The organism is Anaerovibrio sp. (assembly GCF_024697385.1).
Classification (GTDB): Bacteria; Bacillota; Negativicutes; order Selenomonadales; family Selenomonadaceae; genus Anaerovibrio.
This window is the reverse complement of the sequence record NZ_JAILFV010000134.1, coordinates 1-16,870: the sequence shown is the minus strand read 5'-3', so window position 1 is coordinate 16,870 and position 16,870 is coordinate 1. Positions and strand designations below refer to the sequence as shown.

13 protein-coding genes are annotated in these 16,870 nt (G+C 43.8%); 4 read left to right on the top strand and 9 right to left on the bottom strand.

Annotation, left to right across the window (positions count from 1 at the left end):
- Positions 1-6: 6 nt before the first annotated feature.
- The gene (locus tag K6C05_RS07860) at positions 7-1,704 is read right to left on the bottom strand and encodes an ABC transporter ATP-binding protein/permease (protein ID WP_296733369.1); all 1,698 of its coding nucleotides are present in this window, start codon (positions 1,702-1,704) and stop codon (positions 7-9) included.
- A 390-nt stretch (positions 1,705-2,094) separates the two neighbouring features.
- Here K6C05_RS07860 and K6C05_RS07855 point away from each other — a divergent pair, with 390 nt between their 5' ends.
- Together K6C05_RS07855 and K6C05_RS07850 are read left to right on the top strand one after the other, a co-directional pair.
- Positions 2,095-2,751 (top strand): hypothetical protein, encoded by a 657-nt coding sequence (locus tag K6C05_RS07855; protein ID WP_296733349.1) that lies wholly within the window; start codon positions 2,095-2,097, stop codon positions 2,749-2,751.
- Entirely contained in the window at positions 2,752-3,384 is a 633-nt protein-coding gene (locus tag K6C05_RS07850) for a YigZ family protein (RefSeq protein WP_296733348.1), read from the top strand.
- 85 nt (positions 3,385-3,469) lie between these two features.
- Here the strand turns inward: K6C05_RS07850 and K6C05_RS07845 are convergent, their stop codons facing one another.
- From K6C05_RS07845 to K6C05_RS07810, 8 genes are all read right to left on the bottom strand, one after another.
- The gene (locus K6C05_RS07845) at positions 3,470-4,768 is read right to left on the bottom strand and encodes a GDSL-type esterase/lipase family protein (RefSeq protein ID WP_296733346.1); all 1,299 of its coding nucleotides are present in this window, start codon (positions 4,766-4,768) and stop codon (positions 3,470-3,472) included.
- A gap of 139 nt (positions 4,769-4,907) precedes the next feature.
- Positions 4,908-6,173, bottom strand: a complete 1,266-nt coding sequence (locus K6C05_RS07840; RefSeq protein WP_296733344.1) for an NAD(P)/FAD-dependent oxidoreductase — start codon at positions 6,171-6,173, stop codon at positions 4,908-4,910.
- A gap of 118 nt (positions 6,174-6,291) precedes the next feature.
- Entirely contained in the window at positions 6,292-7,569 is a 1,278-nt protein-coding gene (locus tag K6C05_RS07835) for a hexokinase (RefSeq protein ID WP_296733342.1), read from the bottom strand.
- A gap of 19 nt (positions 7,570-7,588) precedes the next feature.
- A complete protein-coding gene (locus K6C05_RS07830) occupies positions 7,589-7,954 on the bottom strand; it encodes a VOC family protein (protein WP_296733340.1) in 366 nt (121 codons plus the stop codon).
- A gap of 8 nt (positions 7,955-7,962) precedes the next feature.
- Entirely contained in the window at positions 7,963-9,846 is a 1,884-nt protein-coding gene (locus tag K6C05_RS07825) for an ABC-F family ATP-binding cassette domain-containing protein (RefSeq protein ID WP_296733338.1), read from the bottom strand.
- A 1-nt stretch (position 9,847) separates the two neighbouring features.
- Positions 9,848-11,221, bottom strand: coding sequence for a hemolysin family protein (locus K6C05_RS07820; RefSeq protein WP_296733336.1), 1,374 nt, complete (start codon positions 11,219-11,221; stop codon positions 9,848-9,850).
- Positions 11,222-11,233: 12 nt separating this feature from the next.
- Positions 11,234-13,711 (bottom strand): DNA topoisomerase 3, encoded by a 2,478-nt coding sequence (locus K6C05_RS07815; protein WP_296733333.1) that lies wholly within the window; start codon positions 13,709-13,711, stop codon positions 11,234-11,236.
- Positions 13,712-13,731: 20 nt separating this feature from the next.
- A complete protein-coding gene (locus tag K6C05_RS07810; protein WP_296733331.1) occupies positions 13,732-14,103 on the bottom strand; it encodes a DUF1232 domain-containing protein in 372 nt (123 codons plus the stop codon).
- Between the two features lie 376 nt (positions 14,104-14,479).
- On the opposite strand from K6C05_RS07810, the gene lysA reads away from it, so the two are divergent.
- Together lysA and K6C05_RS07800 are read left to right on the top strand one after the other, a co-directional pair.
- Positions 14,480-15,742: a diaminopimelate decarboxylase gene (gene lysA, locus K6C05_RS07805; protein WP_296733328.1), complete on the top strand. Its 1,263-nt coding sequence runs from the start codon at positions 14,480-14,482 to the stop codon at positions 15,740-15,742.
- Positions 15,743-15,754: 12 nt separating this feature from the next.
- A complete protein-coding gene (locus K6C05_RS07800) occupies positions 15,755-16,696 on the top strand; it encodes an AEC family transporter (RefSeq protein WP_296733325.1) in 942 nt (313 codons plus the stop codon).
- Positions 16,697-16,870 lie beyond the last annotated feature (174 nt).

Sequence of the window (16,870 nt, the reverse complement as noted above, 5' to 3'; positions counted from 1 at the left end):
GGCATACTACAGTTTCCTTTCAATCATCCAGGCTCCATTACCCACAAGGCGCAATACTGTATCATGCCTTGCAACAATACTGGACCGGTGTCCCACACTGACCACAGCCATTTGCGGCAGGATATGCCTAAGCATATCATAGGATTTTGCCTCATAGCCTTCATCCATGGCAGAGGTTGATTCATCCAAAAAGACAAGCTGTGGTTTAAATAATATAATCCGTATAAAGGCAATGCGTTGCTGCTCGCCTAACGAAAGGATACGGCTCCAATCATCAGTCTCATCCAGTCTGTCCGCCAGGGACTCCAACCCCAATTCTGCCAACAGCGCGGAAAGATCAGCTGCCTCATCCTTTGGTACCGACTGAGGATAATAAATTGCCTGCCGCAAGGTTCCTAATGGAAGGTATGGCCTCTGTGGCAAGAACATAACCCGCCAATCATCCGGTATGGCTATACTACCCTGCCCATATGGCCAAATCTCCGCCAGGGCCCGCAACAAAGTGCTTTTTCCCGTGCCGGACTTTCCTGAAATCAAGATGTACTCCCCGGCAGGAATCTCAAAATTCAGTCCCTCCAACAGCTTTTTACCATCAGGGAGGAGTATGTCCATGTTCCTCAGGACCATTTTGTGCTCCTGGCTATGTGTCCTCGCAAAGCCAGGCTGCAGCCTGTCAATCTCTTCCATGTGATCCGTAAAATTACTTAGTCGACGAATCACTGCCACATACTTGGCTATCGAATCGTAAACATTGACAAAATAACTCAATGCGTCCTGTACCCTGCCGAAGGCACTCAGCGTCTGCATCAGTCCCCCCAGCTGCATTTCACCGGCAAAATATTTTGGCGCGGCCATTAAAACAGGAAAAATAATCGCCAGCTGGCCATAGCCGTTAATATAGAAATTAAGCAGCTTGGTCCGTTTCATCAGTCCCCAAAAGTTTTTGATAACCCGTTTGAAACGATCTTCAAAGCCTTCCAGCTCAGGCAATTCACCTTGATAGAATGCAATACTTTCGCTATTCTCACGAACACGCACCATATTAAAACGGAAATCCGCCTCATAGCGCTGCTGATCATAGTTAAGGGAAATCAGGCGACGCCCGACCTTATGTGCCAGCCATGTGCCCACTATGGAATAGAACAAACATAAAAAAACCATATACCCGGGCACGGAAATCACGGTATCCCCCAGAGGAATATTCAGTATTCCTGAAAGGTTCCACAAAACAAAAATGAATGCCAGCAGCGTTGTCAGCTGGGTTAAAAAGCCCAGTGCAAGACTTAATGTCAGTTCGATAAAGGCATTGATATCTTCAGATATTCGCTGATCCGGATTATCCATATCAGCATTTAATACCTGCAGCTTATAATATACCTGTTTGGCCATCCAGCTTCGAAGATAATGCCTTGTCATCCATGTCCGCCATTTTATCTGTAGCATCTGTCTTAGATATACTGCATATACTGCCATTATGATATATATAAATGCAATAAGGGTAAAATGCCCTATTAGCGGCCAAAAACTGGGATAGTCATAATTTTGCAGGGCATTATAGAAATCGTTGTTCCATTGATTTAATAATACCAGCATATATACCTGCCCCAGACTGAGTACAACAATAACCGCCAAAAGACCTCTTGCCCACCAGCGTTCCTCTGATTTCCAATATGAACGCATCATAATCCATGCATTTTTGGCCATAGCCCTTTTGGTCACTAATCATCCCCCCTGAATTACAAAATCATTTCTATTATAGCGCAATTATCCTTTTTTTGCTTTTATTCTTAAGAAAAAACTGTAAATTAATTGTCTGCATGCTTTTATAGATTGATTACCCCTACCTAAAGAGGAAGGGGACGTCTTAAGCTCGTTATACGCATTGCTCCGGCCCCTATGTCCAGAATAAAATCACCATTATCGGGGGGCTTGACTCAATTTGCTATAGTGTTATTCACAAAATAATGGTAGAATACTCATGAAATGCAACTTATTCAGCATGACTTATTTCTCTGACATATAGACAGCGTTATTCAGTGCGTGTAAATACCAGACAGTACTGAAACACTAAATATTGAAGCAAAGGATTATATCATGACTTTATTTATAATTGGTACAATCATAATATTATTGCTTGCCATACTTGTATTGGAAAGAAACATCCGAAATCGGTTGGTGTTCTATGCCTTTTTCATATCCATAGCCACAGCCGCCTCAATAGTTGGGTATGTATACTTCTCAAATTCCAGCAGCTACACTGAGCCGGACGAGTCCACCATACGGCATATAACAGCCCAGCAGCAGGCTTTTGGCCAGTGGTATAACATCTACAAGAAAAAAACTGACACCATGGATTATTATTGGGTCTTGTACCACAAGACCATGAAGGATTTTAGAACGGGAAAAATATCCCTGAACGAGGCCTATCTGCAGTTTTCACAGCTGGAATCGGATGCTGTAGCACTTCACAATGAAATTTTCCAATTGGCCCCGCCCATAAGTCTCGACGACGATAATTATAATCTCACAATAGCCCTGATGGAGAAGACCAAGGCTTATTCAGCTGCACAGCTGCAAACAATAAGGACAGCAAAAATGACTGCAGACCCGGAAAAAATGCCGGATATTTCTCACGATGAGCAAGTCCGTTATCTTAATGACACAATGCTTTTAAATGCTCCTGACATGCTTTTTACTGCCAACGAAATAACAGCCCTGAGAGAAAATCTTACTATTCCGGAGGTAAATTAAATGCAGCCATACAAAACCACCTCCGACTTTGGCACGGCTTACTATGAAATTCAAAAATCAAAGTTTTATACCTATACTGCCCATGTTGAGGATGAAGCGGCTGCCAGGGAATTCATTCAAAGCATCAAGAAAAAGCATTTTGATGCCCGTCACAATTGCTCTGCATGGATACTTGGCAGTGACAGCAGCCAACAAAAGTCCAATGACGATGGCGAACCAGGGGGCACTGCAGGCAATCCTATCCTGGAAGCAATTAAACAGCATGAACTTACAAATGTTGTAGTGGTTGTGACTAGATATTTTGGTGGCATAAAATTAGGTGCCGGAGGTCTCATACGGGCTTATAATCATTCAGCTTCGCTGGGACTTGAAGCAACACCTCAGGTAGAAGTAAAACCTGTCTCCACATTATCGGTCCAGCTCGATTATTCACAATTGGGTACAATAGAAAATTGGGTACGCAACAATAACATACGCAGCTCAGACACAGTATATACAGATAAGGTGACCCTTCAGCTTCTTGTAGAGCCGGACAATATAGCAGCGGTTACATCATCAATTACAGATTTAACTGCAGGAAATGCTGCTGTAACAGCTTCTCCACCAAAGTATCTGGCAATAGCAATAGAATAATCATAACCAGAGGCTTGAATTTTGCTATACTGCTAAAAATGGCCCTCCACGAAATACATTGCTATATTTCGTGGAGGGCCTTCAATTATTTGTCCGAAACATCGTACTCCGGAAATTCCGAAAGAATATATTTGCCTATCTTTTCTCCAATAATGCGTTTTCCATTATGATCAGGATGGAGTCCGTCCGTAGTCATATCCGCCCTGAGCTGTCCATATTCATCTGTTAATCCGGCAGTAACGTCCACATGATAAGGTTGACCCATAATCCACTGATTAAGCAGTGCCTGTTGCTCCTGCCAGCCTGCAGCCGGGGCTTCGATTTCTGCTATCCGGTGCATCAATTCCTCATTGATGGGAGTTGCTGTGGCAAAAACAGGGATAATGCCATTTTCCTCACATAAATACCGTATTTGTTCCATTCCATTAATGATATTTATGGCCGGGTTTCCCTCACGAAAATCATTAACTCCACCCATTATGATTAAGATTTTCGGATTAAAACAAACTACATCGCTATTAAAGCGTTCTACCATGGCTTCTACAGTATCTCCACTGCAGCCAAGATTTTTAATCGGTATCCCGGCATAGGATTCCCATGTATACATCAGGTATCCGGGAGGAGTATTGCACGCCCCACCCCCGTGGGTTATGCTGTCCCCAAAAGCTGCAATCTTTGCTGACGGAGTCACGGTAAAGAAGCATGGAACTGACCACTCAGTGGCCGGATCACCGGCCTTGTCAAGGGAACGAACCTGCCACATATATTTCCCTGGCCAGGTGTAACCACCATATTCATAGAATATATTGCTCTTCGTCGAAAATTCCCTTATGACCTGATAATTATCTGCATTACCCTTTTTTACCCGACTCACACGAATTTCATATCCACCACTTCCGGCTGTGGGAATCCAGGAATATGCAGGGTATAAAGGCGCATATGCCATTTTTTCAAACTCCGTAGTAGGACGCGGGCTTGTAGGATTCAATTCCTCCATGGCCAAGGGCTTCAGTTCACTGTATCCGGCCATGGGAATACCATCATAATTCACTGGACACACCCGCCAATAATAATTCATACAATCAGGATGACCTGATACATCCAATTCATAACCATTGGATGGTATGCGGTTTTTCACCACCACACGGTTTCCAATATCAGCAAAATTGGATTTCATGATTTCCAATCTGTAGCTCACAGCACCAGGCATAGGTCTCCAGTTTATCCTCACAATTTTTACAGCCTGCCCCTGGTTTTCCATACCATAGGATATATCTGCATTGCATATCAGTAATGTCAGCACCAATAATGCAGTAAATATTTTTTTTACAAATTTCAACTCTACCGCTCCCAGAATGTTAATAGTTATAACGCCATCGTTCAAATTCTTCTCCGAAAAAATTCCAATCAGCGTTTATCCCAAAAGGGACTAACTTCGTGTCGCAACGAGGCGAAAATATGCCTGCCTCCTGTTAAGGCTTGAATTCTCCAACCTGCGGAGAAACGAACTATCCTCAGCCTTGTTATTGTTCCTCATCGAATTTTATATTTGTTATAATGCGCCCCAAACGCGTTCCGGAAATAAAATTCCACAACCATTTGGTGCCTACAGTAATATCTGCATGAGTTCCTTCTAATCTCAACAAATGCAGGAACATCCAGATGCACCAGGCAAAAAAACCGCCTATTCGCAGATATCCCCAGGAAACAACTGCCTGACAGCGGCCGATAGTTGCCATACTGCCATAATCCTTATAGGAAAATTCCCGAAGCTTCTCCTGCCCCTTTATCATTTTTTTGATGTTGGCCGCAGCCACCACGGCCTCCTGATTAGCCACTGGTGCCACAGTTGGCAGAGGATGTCCATCCTGTTCAAAGTGGGCATTGTCACCTATGGCAAAAATTTCAGGATATCCCGGTACCTGTAAGGTTTTCTCGACAATAATACGACCGGAACGGTCACACTCAGGCCCCAATGTAGCTACAAGTCCATGGGCACGCACACCTGCCGCCCATATCACGGTCTTGCTTGGAATAAAGGTACCATCCTTCAAAAACAGCCCTTCTTCACTACAATCAGCCACAGCTGTGTTGAGCATCACCTCGACACCTTTTTTCCTTAAAACCTTAAGAGTATAATTTCTCAAATTTTCCGGCATCATTGGTAATACCTTATCTGTTGCCTCAATGAGCTTTATGCTCACCTCATCAAAATTCAGATTCGGATAATCCAGTTTCTGTACTGCTACAAGCTCAGCCAGGGCACCAGCCTCTTCCACACCGGTAGGACCACCACCGACACATATAAAGGTCAGCATCTGACGACGGACCTGTTCACTGTCAATCTGTTTATTGGCCCGCTCAAACATGTGAAGAACATGATTCCTTATATGCAATGCTTCCTGAATGGTTTTCATGCCATAGGAATATTTCCGGACATTTTCCATGCCAAAAAAATTATTTGTTGTTCCGGCTGATACCACCAGATAATCATAGGCAATATCCCCATGATTGGTATGAAGCACCTTGTTCTTACCATCAATCCCTGTAGCCTTGGCCATAAACAAATCAATATTATCCCGCCGACGAAACATGGCCCGCACAGGAAATGAAATATCATCCGTGGACAAAACAGCTGTAGATAGCTGATATAACAGTGGTTGAAACAAATGGTAATTTGTCCTGTCCACTATGGTAATTTTTGCCTTCACATCAGCCAGGGCCCTTATGGTGGCAACCCCGCCAAAACCAGCCCCAACAACTACTATATGAGGTATTTTATTGACCAATATTATTCCCCCGTCATAAACTAATCCAACTAATCCTAATCAATCCCCATAAAAACACATACGATATATTACCACTTTCCGAAGAAAATTGCCAATAAATGCAAAGCATTTGTTGGCACTATATATCACGGCATGCAACGGCAGCGGCTATTGCCGCTCCAACCCCAGAGCCATCCTTTACCAAAACCGGCTCCAGTCCCCCGGCTTCCTCCCCTAACAGCTCATACAATGCCCGCATAACATTTTCCCGTACATATGGCATATGCTGATATACCGACCCATCCACCGCAATATGCTGGGGCAATATCTTGTCATTGGACGCTAAATGCCACAATGTACCGGCCCAGGTAGCGGCAACCAGGCGCGCAGAACGAATTGCCAGTGCCTTGGCCAAAGCCCCTAAGTTTTCATACTGCTCCAAGGACATCTCTGCCGGCAGCCCCTTCAGCGATTGATATGCACTGCTGTCATCCGCCATCAGCAATGACATATCAACCGCAGATAATACAGGTGCATTTTCCAGCCCTAACAGCTCGCCAACAAGTCTGCTAAAAAGCTCTCCCATATATCTTCCTGATACCATTTTTTCCAACCGCTGCCTACCAGGCTTTTCTGACAGACTATCCAGCTGCAAATCCCATTTCGTGGGAACAAGCTTGGAAAATCCACCGGATTCCATATTTAAAATACAGGCCGGGCGACCTATATCAGGCATTTTTTCCATATAACAGGTATTGTGCCCAGTAGCATAAATAGACCCTATGCAGGTATCGGGATAACTGTATGCTGTTGCCAACAGTACAGCAACTGTATCATTTAAAATAGCAACCGGTCTTACATTGCCAAAGCCTCTGGCTGACAAAGCCGCATACAAAAGCCTGTTGACATCTTCTCCTTCGACTCCTGGCACGGCAAACTCCTTGGCCCATCTGATAAGCCGCGCTTCATTTATCCCATGTTGCTCAGTACCAAAGGAAAAGGTATGCCCCAAAAAATATTCTGTCTGGCTGTCATGATCAATTACTTCCTCAATAATGCCCGCCAGAAAGCTGAATAACTCCTCCCGGGTAGCATGACTGTCAATAAGATTATAGGAATCTGTAATCAGGGGCTTTTCCACCCTGCGAACAGTTGTGTAACGTCCTGCGCCCAACAGCTCCACAATAGCAGCCCTGACATTTGTCCCGCCAAAATCCAGTGCCAGATATTTCCCTTTTTCATTACCCTCCGGCAATCCAATATAGGATGGCAGCATCTGTAACGAGGAAAACTCCGTGCCCTTCAGTCCCTGCTCTAAATCCCATCGGAAGGCTCCGGCGGCCTCAGTAATAAAATCCTTGTCTACTCTCAGCTCAACCAGCAGTTCATTATACAACACCTCATTCAGCTCCACCATGTATAACCTCCCTCATTTATCAGCTTTTGGACATTATTTCACTATGATATCCATCAGGGTCAGAAATAAAATATATTCTGCTCCCCTCCACAACACGCACTACACAATTCATGGCCCTATGCAGTTGTAGGGCAGCATCATAGTCATCCACTTCAAAAGCAAGATGCACCGGATTATCCCCTAAATCATAACTGCCATCATGCCCCTGGCGAAGGGTAAGCTCCAACTCATGACGAGAATCAGCAGCATCCCCCATATAAACCAAAGTAAGCTCCGGCAGGTCCTTACGCCCCTTCACTTTCATCCCCAATGCCTTTTGGTAAAACTCTATCGAACGCTCCAGGTTCTGCACCGTCAAACTGTTATGTACTATTGAAAATTTCATCTGCTCACCTATTCATTAGCCTTTTCTTCAAGATATGCCCATCGTTCCATCAGTCTGTCCAATTCTGCTGTAAGGCGCTGCTGCTCCACAGCAAGCTCCCTCAATTGATTGTAATCTGAAGCATTTTGGGCCATCTGCATTTCAATGACCTTCAGCTCACTTTCCTTACTCGCTATTACCGCTTCGATTTCAGCATATTCCTTGCTTTCCCCAAAGGTAAGTCCCTTGCTTTCACGCTTTTGCGAATGACCGGCCTCTGCCTTTTGGGGTTTAACAACTATTGCCTGCTGCCGGAGAGCTTCTTCATCAGCCTTCAGCTTGTAATCCGAATATCCCCCTGTGAAAGATCTTATCTCTCCACCACCTACCACAAAAACCTTTTTAGCCATGCGGTCAGTAAAAAAACGGTCATGGGAAACAAAAATTATCGCACCATTAAAATCCTCAATAAAATTTTCCAAAACCGCCATAGTATCCAGATCCAAATCATTGGTAGGTTCATCCAGCAGCAGGACATTAGGAGATTCCATAAGGATCCTAAGCAAAAAAAGCCTGCGCTTTTCCCCACCTGACAAGCGTGCTATCTCAGTCCACTGAAGCTCCGGAGGAAACAGGAATCGCTCCATCAGCTGTCCTGCAGACAGCTTGGTACCATCTGCCATAGTAATGTAATGTGCAGCCTCCTGTATATACTCCTTGGCTCTAAGCCTTCCATCCATTTCAACATTAGTCTGGGCAAAATATCCGATTTTTACAGTCTGTCCAATATCCACCTGTCCGGCCGAGGGCATAAGTCTACCGGCAATAATATTAAGAAGTGTGGTTTTCCCTGACCCATTTGAACCCAGGATACCAATTCTGTCATTTCTGAGTACAGTATATGAAAAATCCTTAAAATATGTAGTACCCTGCCATTCATAGGATACCTTATCCAGCTCTATGACCTTTCGCCCAAGCCTGCTGCCGGCCAGCCCGATTTCAACCTGCTTATGATCAAGATCCACCTTTTGGTCACGGACCTCCTCATAGCGTTGTATACGGGCCTTTTGTTTTGTGGAACGAGCCTGGGCACCACGCCTGATCCAGGCCAACTCATTTCTCAGAAAGTTTTGTCGTTTTCTTTCTCCTGCTTCTTCCTGTTCGATACGGGTAGCCTTTAATTCCAGAAATTGTGAATAATTACCTTCATAACTGTAGGTCCTTCCCTTATCAAATTCCAAAATCCCCGTGGACACCCGATCCAAAAAATATCTGTCATGGGTTACTGTCAAAAGAGCGCCCTTCCAATTGGCCAAATACTCCTCCAACCATCCTATAGTTTCACAATCCAGATGATTCGTAGGCTCATCCAAAATCAACAAATCGCAGGGCTGTATCAGTGCGGTGGCCAAAGCCATACGCTTCTGCTGTCCTGCGGATAAGCTGCCTGTCAAAGCATCAAAATCATGAATTCCCAAATGATTCAATATAGTTTTTGCTTCACTTTCCATGCTCCAGCCATTGACACTGTCAATCTGGGCAGCAGCATCTACCAAGGCCTTCTGTACTGCCTCAGAGTTATTTCCCTTTTCCGTCTGGGCCAGGGCAGATTCATAACTCCGCAAGGCCTGCATAAGGGGGCTGTCCCCCTGGAACACCTCCATAAGCACTGTATTATTCTCATCGAACTCCTTGGATTGCTGCAAAAAACTTATTCTAAGATTACGCATTGCAACCATATGTCCGGTATCCGCAATCAGCTGCCCCGCCACAGTTTTCAGAAAAGTAGATTTACCAGTACCATTGACACCTACAATACCGATTTTATCATGCTCATTGATATTCAGATTTACATGACTGAACAAAACCTTTTCACCATAATTTTTGCCCAGATCCTCAATAGTCAAAACCAACTTACTGTTCCTCCAATATCTGGTCTGCCGCTGGCTCCTCCTGCATGGAAATCTCAGGATGCTCTTCCTGTAAAGGACGCCGGAGCTGGACCAATACCCTGGTAATACGCAGATTGTCTATTTCCTCAACAAAAAAATCAACGCTGTCACAGGAGCCCTTCATACCGATCTGTGGTGGTGATTGTACATTATTTGATAACCAGCCGCCAATAGTATCAATATTATCTGCTTCTATATCCATTTCAAATATGTCACTGACTTCCTCCAGCAGCAACATGGCATCAATGGAGTATATCAGCTCTGAACGCTTTTCAACACTTGGGCGCTCCTGATCGAATTCATCCTGAATTTCACCAACTATCTCCTCAATGACATCTTCAATGGTTACCATACCGGAAGTGCCGCCGTATTCATCCACCACTATAGCCAGCTGGGATCTTTCCCGCTGCATCATCTTGAGCAGAGTACTTATTTTCATTGTTTCAGGCACAACCAGGGAATGCCTGATCAATTGCCTGAGCTGTGGCCGGCGACGATGATATAATGAAACCATAAGATCCTTTATGTGAAGGAAACCTACGATATCATCCTTATCCTCCCCACATACCGGATATCTGGTCAGGTGCTCATCCATGGCCACCTGTATATTTTCCTCAAAGCTATCCTCCAAATACAGACAGATCATGTCTGTGCGTGGAATCATTATTTCACGGACATTCCTGTCGGAAAAATCAAAAACATTATCCACAAAATCCAATTCAGTTTTATCAATATACCCCTGTCGGTGACTTTCCTCCATCAGGAGGCGTATCTCATCCTCGGTATGAGCTACCTCATCACTGTTCACGGAAATATCGAGACCAAAAAGTCCTGCCACCCATGCAGCAACATGATTCAGTATCCATACTGAGGGATACATGAGCTTATGGAAAAAAAGCAATGGCAAGGCTATGGCCAGCATGACACGCTCGACCTGCTGAATAGCCAGGTTCTTCGGTATAAGCTCACCTACAATGATATGCATGGCTGTAATAATGGCAAAGGAAATAACAAATGATATTGTGGTCCCCAGTGTCCCACCGATACCAACCAATTCAAAGATTGGCATGAGAATCATGCTGACCGTAGGTTCACCCAACCAACCTAAAGCCAGGGAAGCCAGGGTAATTCCCAACTGTGTCACAGATAATGATACATCAACATGCTCAACCAGACGCCGTGCATAAACAGCCCGGCGGATACCGGACTCAATCATGGCATCAAGTCTGGAAACACGCATTTTTACAATAGCAAATTCGGCTGCCACAAAAAAACCATTCAAAAGCACCAATAGTATTGTTAATATCAGCTTGAATATAATTTCAGTAATATCCAAAAAATAAACCTCCTAAACATTTAACACAGGAGCATTTTTTTCATCGTCAAAGGTAGCAGTACATCTGGGATAATTAGTACATCCCCAAAAGGCTCCGTTTCGGCCATTAATCTTCCGCAGGCTTCCCTCCCTGCATTTTGGACACAGGTATTTGTCATCTGTCCTGTCTGACGGCCGTATTTTTTCCATGGGTGCAGCAGATACGGCCGGTGTATTTCCGGCTCTGCCTGATGCACGGGAATGGGCGTCAGTATTACTTTTAGCCCGGTTCCCCTTATCTTCGGCACTCCTCCCGGGAAAAGCCGCACTGAAGGATGGCATCAGTTGATACTGCTGATTAAAAGCCTGCATCTCTTCTTCACTTATATAAGGGTACCCGAAGGATAATCCCCTGGATTGCCCATCATTTTTTACAGAATTCCCATTGGCGGATATGTTGCCACGACGCCGCTGGACAGAGCCCGCAATATCAGGCTTGCCGTCCTTGTCATCACAGGTCATGCGACATTTTGGAAATGCAGAACAACCCCAAAAATCACCATTTTTACCATGTCTTTTTATCAATACTCCACTTTTACAGCGAGGACAAAGCTCTGTGGAATTACCTGCTTCGTCCTTGACCGCGACCTCAAAATGTGCCCCATAGGCTTTACTGCACAGTGAAGCCGTAAATTTGACCTGTTCACCTATAAACTGATCCAAGGAGCCATCTCCGGCCGCCATGGAATGAAGCTGATCCTCCCATATGGCAGTAAAGTCAGGATAAGAAAGCTCATTAGGCATGGCATCAATAAGCATATATGCCGATTGGGTAGGCTGTAAATATTTCTTTTTGCCGGTCTGATTCATAAACCTGCGGTGAATAAGGTCATCAATAATAGTTGCCCTGGTGGCTTCCGTGCCGATTCCATAAACATCCTTCAGCTTTTTTTTCGCTTCGGGATCCTTTACAAATTTATGAATATCCTTCATTGCTGCCAATAACGACGCCGGGGTAAATCTGGATGGAGGTCGTGTTGCCTTCTGGCTCATCTCTCCTGAGAGATATTCAACCTCATCATTTTTTTTCATAATTGGCAATGTGGCTGTGTTTTCATCCTCATTATTATCCCCATCATCCTCCGCCTTGTCCCTGGTATGCGCCATATAAAGCTCTTTCCAGCCCAAATCAAGCACTACCCGCCCACTGGCAGAAAAATGCTCATCCTTGTATTCTATGCCAATTTTAGTCTGATTATAAACATGAACAGGATAGAACTGGGCAATATATGCCTGGGCGACCAAAAAATATATATTTTTCTCAACCAAGCTTAGCTTGTCTGCAGTTGTTGGTACACGAGTGGGAATAATTGCATGATGGGCTGATATTTTTTTATCATTCCAGGCCCTGCTTTTTATGGAACAATCTGCTCCCATGGCCCATTTTGACAGCCGCTCATCGCCAAAGCCCTTTAAATTATTTAAAATAGCCTGACCATCCTTAAACTGGTTGCTTGGCAGATATTCACAATCCGAACGGGGATAGGTAGTCAATTTTCTCTCATAGAGTTTTTGTGCCGTATCCAAAACCTGTTGCGGATCATAACCAAATCTTTTCCCTGCCAGCACCTGTAATGACGACAATGAAAATGGCAATCGCTGAGATTCCTGTTTCTTGGTCTTTGAATATTCTGAAATCACACCCACAACCGGCTGCTGCTGAAATTCCTCCAGCTTGGCATCAGCAATAGACCTATCCACCAGGCGTCCTTCTGAATCCAGCCCTGCCTGAATATCCTTTGGATTCCATACTGCCAAAAAATCGCCATTTGCATGATGAAATTTTACTTTTATGGTGTAGTAATCTACAGGCTTAAAATTTTCTATTTCCCTTTCCCGTCTTACTACCAAAGCCAGGGTAGGAGTTTTAACCCGCCCTACAGGCAACACCAGATTGCGGTGACCAGCCCTTTGTGCTGCAAGGGTATAGGCCCGTGATAAATTCATGCCTATCAGCCAATCTGCCCTGGCCCTCGCCAGAGCAGACTGCTTTAAATTAAAAAATTCACTGTTTTCCCGTAATGCACTATTTGCCTCCTTGATGCTTTTTTCATCCAGGGCATTTAACAATATACGCTTTACCGGCTTGTGATTACCCACAAAATCAAGGACCTCATCAATCAGCAGCTGCCCTTCCCGGTCAGGGTCCCCGGCGTGCACTATTTCATCGGCTTTTTCAATCAGCTTTTTTACGATATGAAATTGTTTTGCACAGGATGCATCCACCAGCAGCTTCCACTGCTTAGGAACAATTGGCAGATCCTCTGCCCGCCAGCTTTTATATTTTTCATCATACTCCTGTGGCTCTGCCTGCCTCAGAATATGACCAAACCCCCAGGTGACAGTCCCGCCACCGGTTTCTATAAACCCATCTCCCCGTTTAATAGGTCCCGGCAGACATTTTGCAATTTCTGCACCCATACTTGGTTTTTCTGCTATATATAAACGCACTATATATTACCTCACCTGTTTTAAGAAAAAATCAATTTATAAATGCCATAGATGACCATGCCTGTCCACAACAGCAGCAATAAGGATGCTATAACAGCAACAACCGGCAGATACCGGCCATAGTGTTCAGCACTGTATTCTGAATCTGACACAACCTCCTCCGGCAAAAATCTACGGATAACTGCCAGCAATGATGGTACAATAACCACATCATCCACTATGCCCATAAAAGGAATTGCATCAGGTACAATATCTATTGGACTGATAAAATACAACAGAATAGCCAATATGGCCATCCTGTACTGTTTTGGAGTATGACGGTTGAACAAGGCAAACAATATGACCAATAAATCCTTGCGCAAAAGACTAAATAGACCAATAAGTCTTTTCATTTGATATCACACTCCTTCGGCTTCCCATATCGCCGTTGTTCAATTTTCCTCCGGAAGAAAAACACCTGACTGCATTATCCCCAGGAAACAATATTTGCCCTGCAGCACGGCAAGAGATATTTCACCACCTATGATGGTGCATCCCCGACAATACATACAATGAACCAGCTTCCACCTAATAATAAATTCATTAATATATTATTGTATCATATTTAAGATTTTACACAAAACCAATAACGCTAATCTATAACAAATAAGATATAATTGACACTTTTAATATAGCATTGTTATAATATCTTAAGATAATCAATATGTATCCTCAATAAGGGTACAGTTCCTTATTAATTATACTGCCACATATTATGGAGGATGTGCTATGACAAAAAAAATCTTTCCTATTTCACAAGAAAAGCTAGAAGAAATAATAAAAAAATATCCTACACCATTTCATATCTATGATGAAAAAAGCATTCGGGCAAACATCCGTCGTCTTTTCAAGGCATTTAGCTGGGCGCCGGAATTCCGTGAGCATTTTGCCGTAAAGGCCACACCTAATCCCCGCCTTATGCAGATTCTGGCTGAAGAAGGTGCCGGTTCAGATTGCAGTTCCCTGGCTGAGCTGCTGTTATCACAAGCTGCCGGGATTACTGGTGAAAAAATCATGCTGACTTCCAATGATACCCCTGCAGATGAATTTCAAAAGGCTATTGAGCTTGGTGCAGTAATAAATTTGGATGATATCACTCATATCGAGTATCTCGAAAAACATGCCGGAATGCCGCAAATCATGTCATTCCGCTACAATCCAGGCAATCTTATTGCCGGTAATGATATCATCGGAAAACCAATGGAAGCAAAATATGGACTAACCCATGAACAGATTCTGAAGGCCTATAAAATGGCCCAGGACCGCGGTGTAAAAAGATTTGGTTTGCATTGTATGGTAATCTCCAACGAACTGCGGACAGAAGGCTTTGCGCTCACTGCATCAATAATGTTCAATCTGGCAAAGGAAATCAAGGAAAAACTCGGCATTACCCTGGAATTCGTCAACCTCGGCGGAGGAATCGGCATTCCTTATGAACCCAATCAGGATGAAGTAAATCTTGAGGAAGTTGGCGAAGCCATACATAAGCTGTATCAGGAAATAATGGAACCAGCAGGGCTGGGAAAATGTGCCATATGCTTTGAATCAGGCCGGGCAATCACCGGTCCTTATGGATATTTGGTATCCACGGCCATTCACGAAAAACATACCTACAAAAATTACATTGGACTTGACTCCTGCATGGCCAACCTGATGCGTCCTGCACTTTATGGTGCTTATCATCACATTACCGTAATAGGAAAAGAACATGCTCCTAAGGATCATGTATACGATGTAACCGGATCTCTTTGTGAGAATAACGATAAATTTGCCATTGACCGTCAATTACCAAAAATAGATATTGGTGACCGCATTGTCATCCACGATGCGGGAGCTCATGGCCATTCAATGGGCTTCAACTACAATGGAAAGCTGCGCAGCGCCGAACTGCTTTTGAAGGAAGATGGCAGTGTTGAGCTGATTCGCAGGGCTGAAACAATCGATGATTACTTCGCTACCCTTACAGGGTTTAATGGTTCGTTGATAAAGTAAAGCTGGATAATTATGTACAGTAATTTTATTGTTGCACTGGAAGCAGTTTTACCAATTGCTATTCTTATCAGTGTAGGCCTTTTAGTAAAAAGAATGCAGCTTTTGTCAATGGATGAAATAGCCCATGTAAACAAGCTGGTCTTTAAGGTCCTGTTTTTTTGTCTGTTATTCCAAAACATGTATCAGGCTGATTTCAGTATAGCATTTCAGCCTCAGCTTCTCCTATTTACCCTGACGGCTATATTGGTGACAGTTGCTATAGCCTGTGTTATAGTCTGTCATTTTGTAAAAGACAACAAAAAACGGGGAGCAATGATACACGCCATTTATCGCAGTAATTTTATTATTATTGGCATTCCTGTAGCAGCCAACATATATGGTCATGATAAAATAGCCGTTACAGCCATGCTGATTACTGTAGTTATACCCTTATATAACATTCTTGCTGTGGCGATATTTGAGACCTTTAGAGGAAATAAAATACGCTTTGCACCCGTATTAATCGGGATTGCCCAAAACCCAATGATACTTGGATGCATCACTGGCATTATTTTCAACCTTTGCCAAATAACCATTCCTGCATCTATACTGAAGCCGATTTTCCAAATAGGCAGTGCTACCACCCCGTTGGCTTTGATTCTTTTGGGTGCATCCTTTACAGTATCCAGCGTATTGCGCAATAAAATGTCTATCTTCCTGTGTACTGCCGCCAGACTGATAATCGTACCTTCCATAATTTTGCCTATTGCTGTATGGCTGGGCTATCGTGATATCGAACTTGTCTCAATAATGACTGTCTTCGCATCCCCCTGTGCAGTGGTCGGCTTTACCATGGCCCAGCAAATGCACAGCGATTACGAATTGGCCGGTAACTGTATAATTACGACATCCGGTCTATCCTGTCTGACTATTTTCGGATGGATTTTTCTCGGAAAAACACTGGGTTTATTCTGAAGCCCTGTTAATGCCCCTATCATAATATGAGGAGGATTATAACGCCATTGTTCAAATTTTTCTTCTTTAGAAGAAAAATCTTCCAATTAGCGTTTCAACGAGCTGGGAGATATGCTCGCCAGCTGTTGTAGTTTGTTTTCCCCCACCTAAAGAGGAAGGGGACATCTTAAAGCT

Excerpts from the sequence above, each read along its gene's own strand:
- K6C05_RS07860 (WP_296733369.1), bottom strand. The coding sequence starts at position 1,704 with ATGGCCAAAAATGCATGGATTATGATGCGTTCATATTGGAAATCAGAG.
- K6C05_RS07855 (WP_296733349.1), top strand. The coding sequence starts at position 2,095 with ATGACTTTATTTATAATTGGTACAATCATAATATTATTGCTTGCCATA.
- K6C05_RS07850 (WP_296733348.1), top strand. The coding sequence starts at position 2,752 with ATGCAGCCATACAAAACCACCTCCGACTTTGGCACGGCTTACTATGAA.
- K6C05_RS07835 (WP_296733342.1), bottom strand. The coding sequence starts at position 7,569 with ATGGTGGAGCTGAATGAGGTGTTGTATAATGAACTGCTGGTTGAGCTG.
- K6C05_RS07830 (WP_296733340.1), bottom strand. The coding sequence starts at position 7,954 with ATGAAATTTTCAATAGTACATAACAGTTTGACGGTGCAGAACCTGGAG.
- K6C05_RS07810 (WP_296733331.1), bottom strand. The coding sequence starts at position 14,103 with ATGAAAAGACTTATTGGTCTATTTAGTCTTTTGCGCAAGGATTTATTG.
- lysA (WP_296733328.1), top strand. The coding sequence starts at position 14,480 with ATGACAAAAAAAATCTTTCCTATTTCACAAGAAAAGCTAGAAGAAATA.
- K6C05_RS07800 (WP_296733325.1), top strand. The coding sequence starts at position 15,755 with ATGTACAGTAATTTTATTGTTGCACTGGAAGCAGTTTTACCAATTGCT.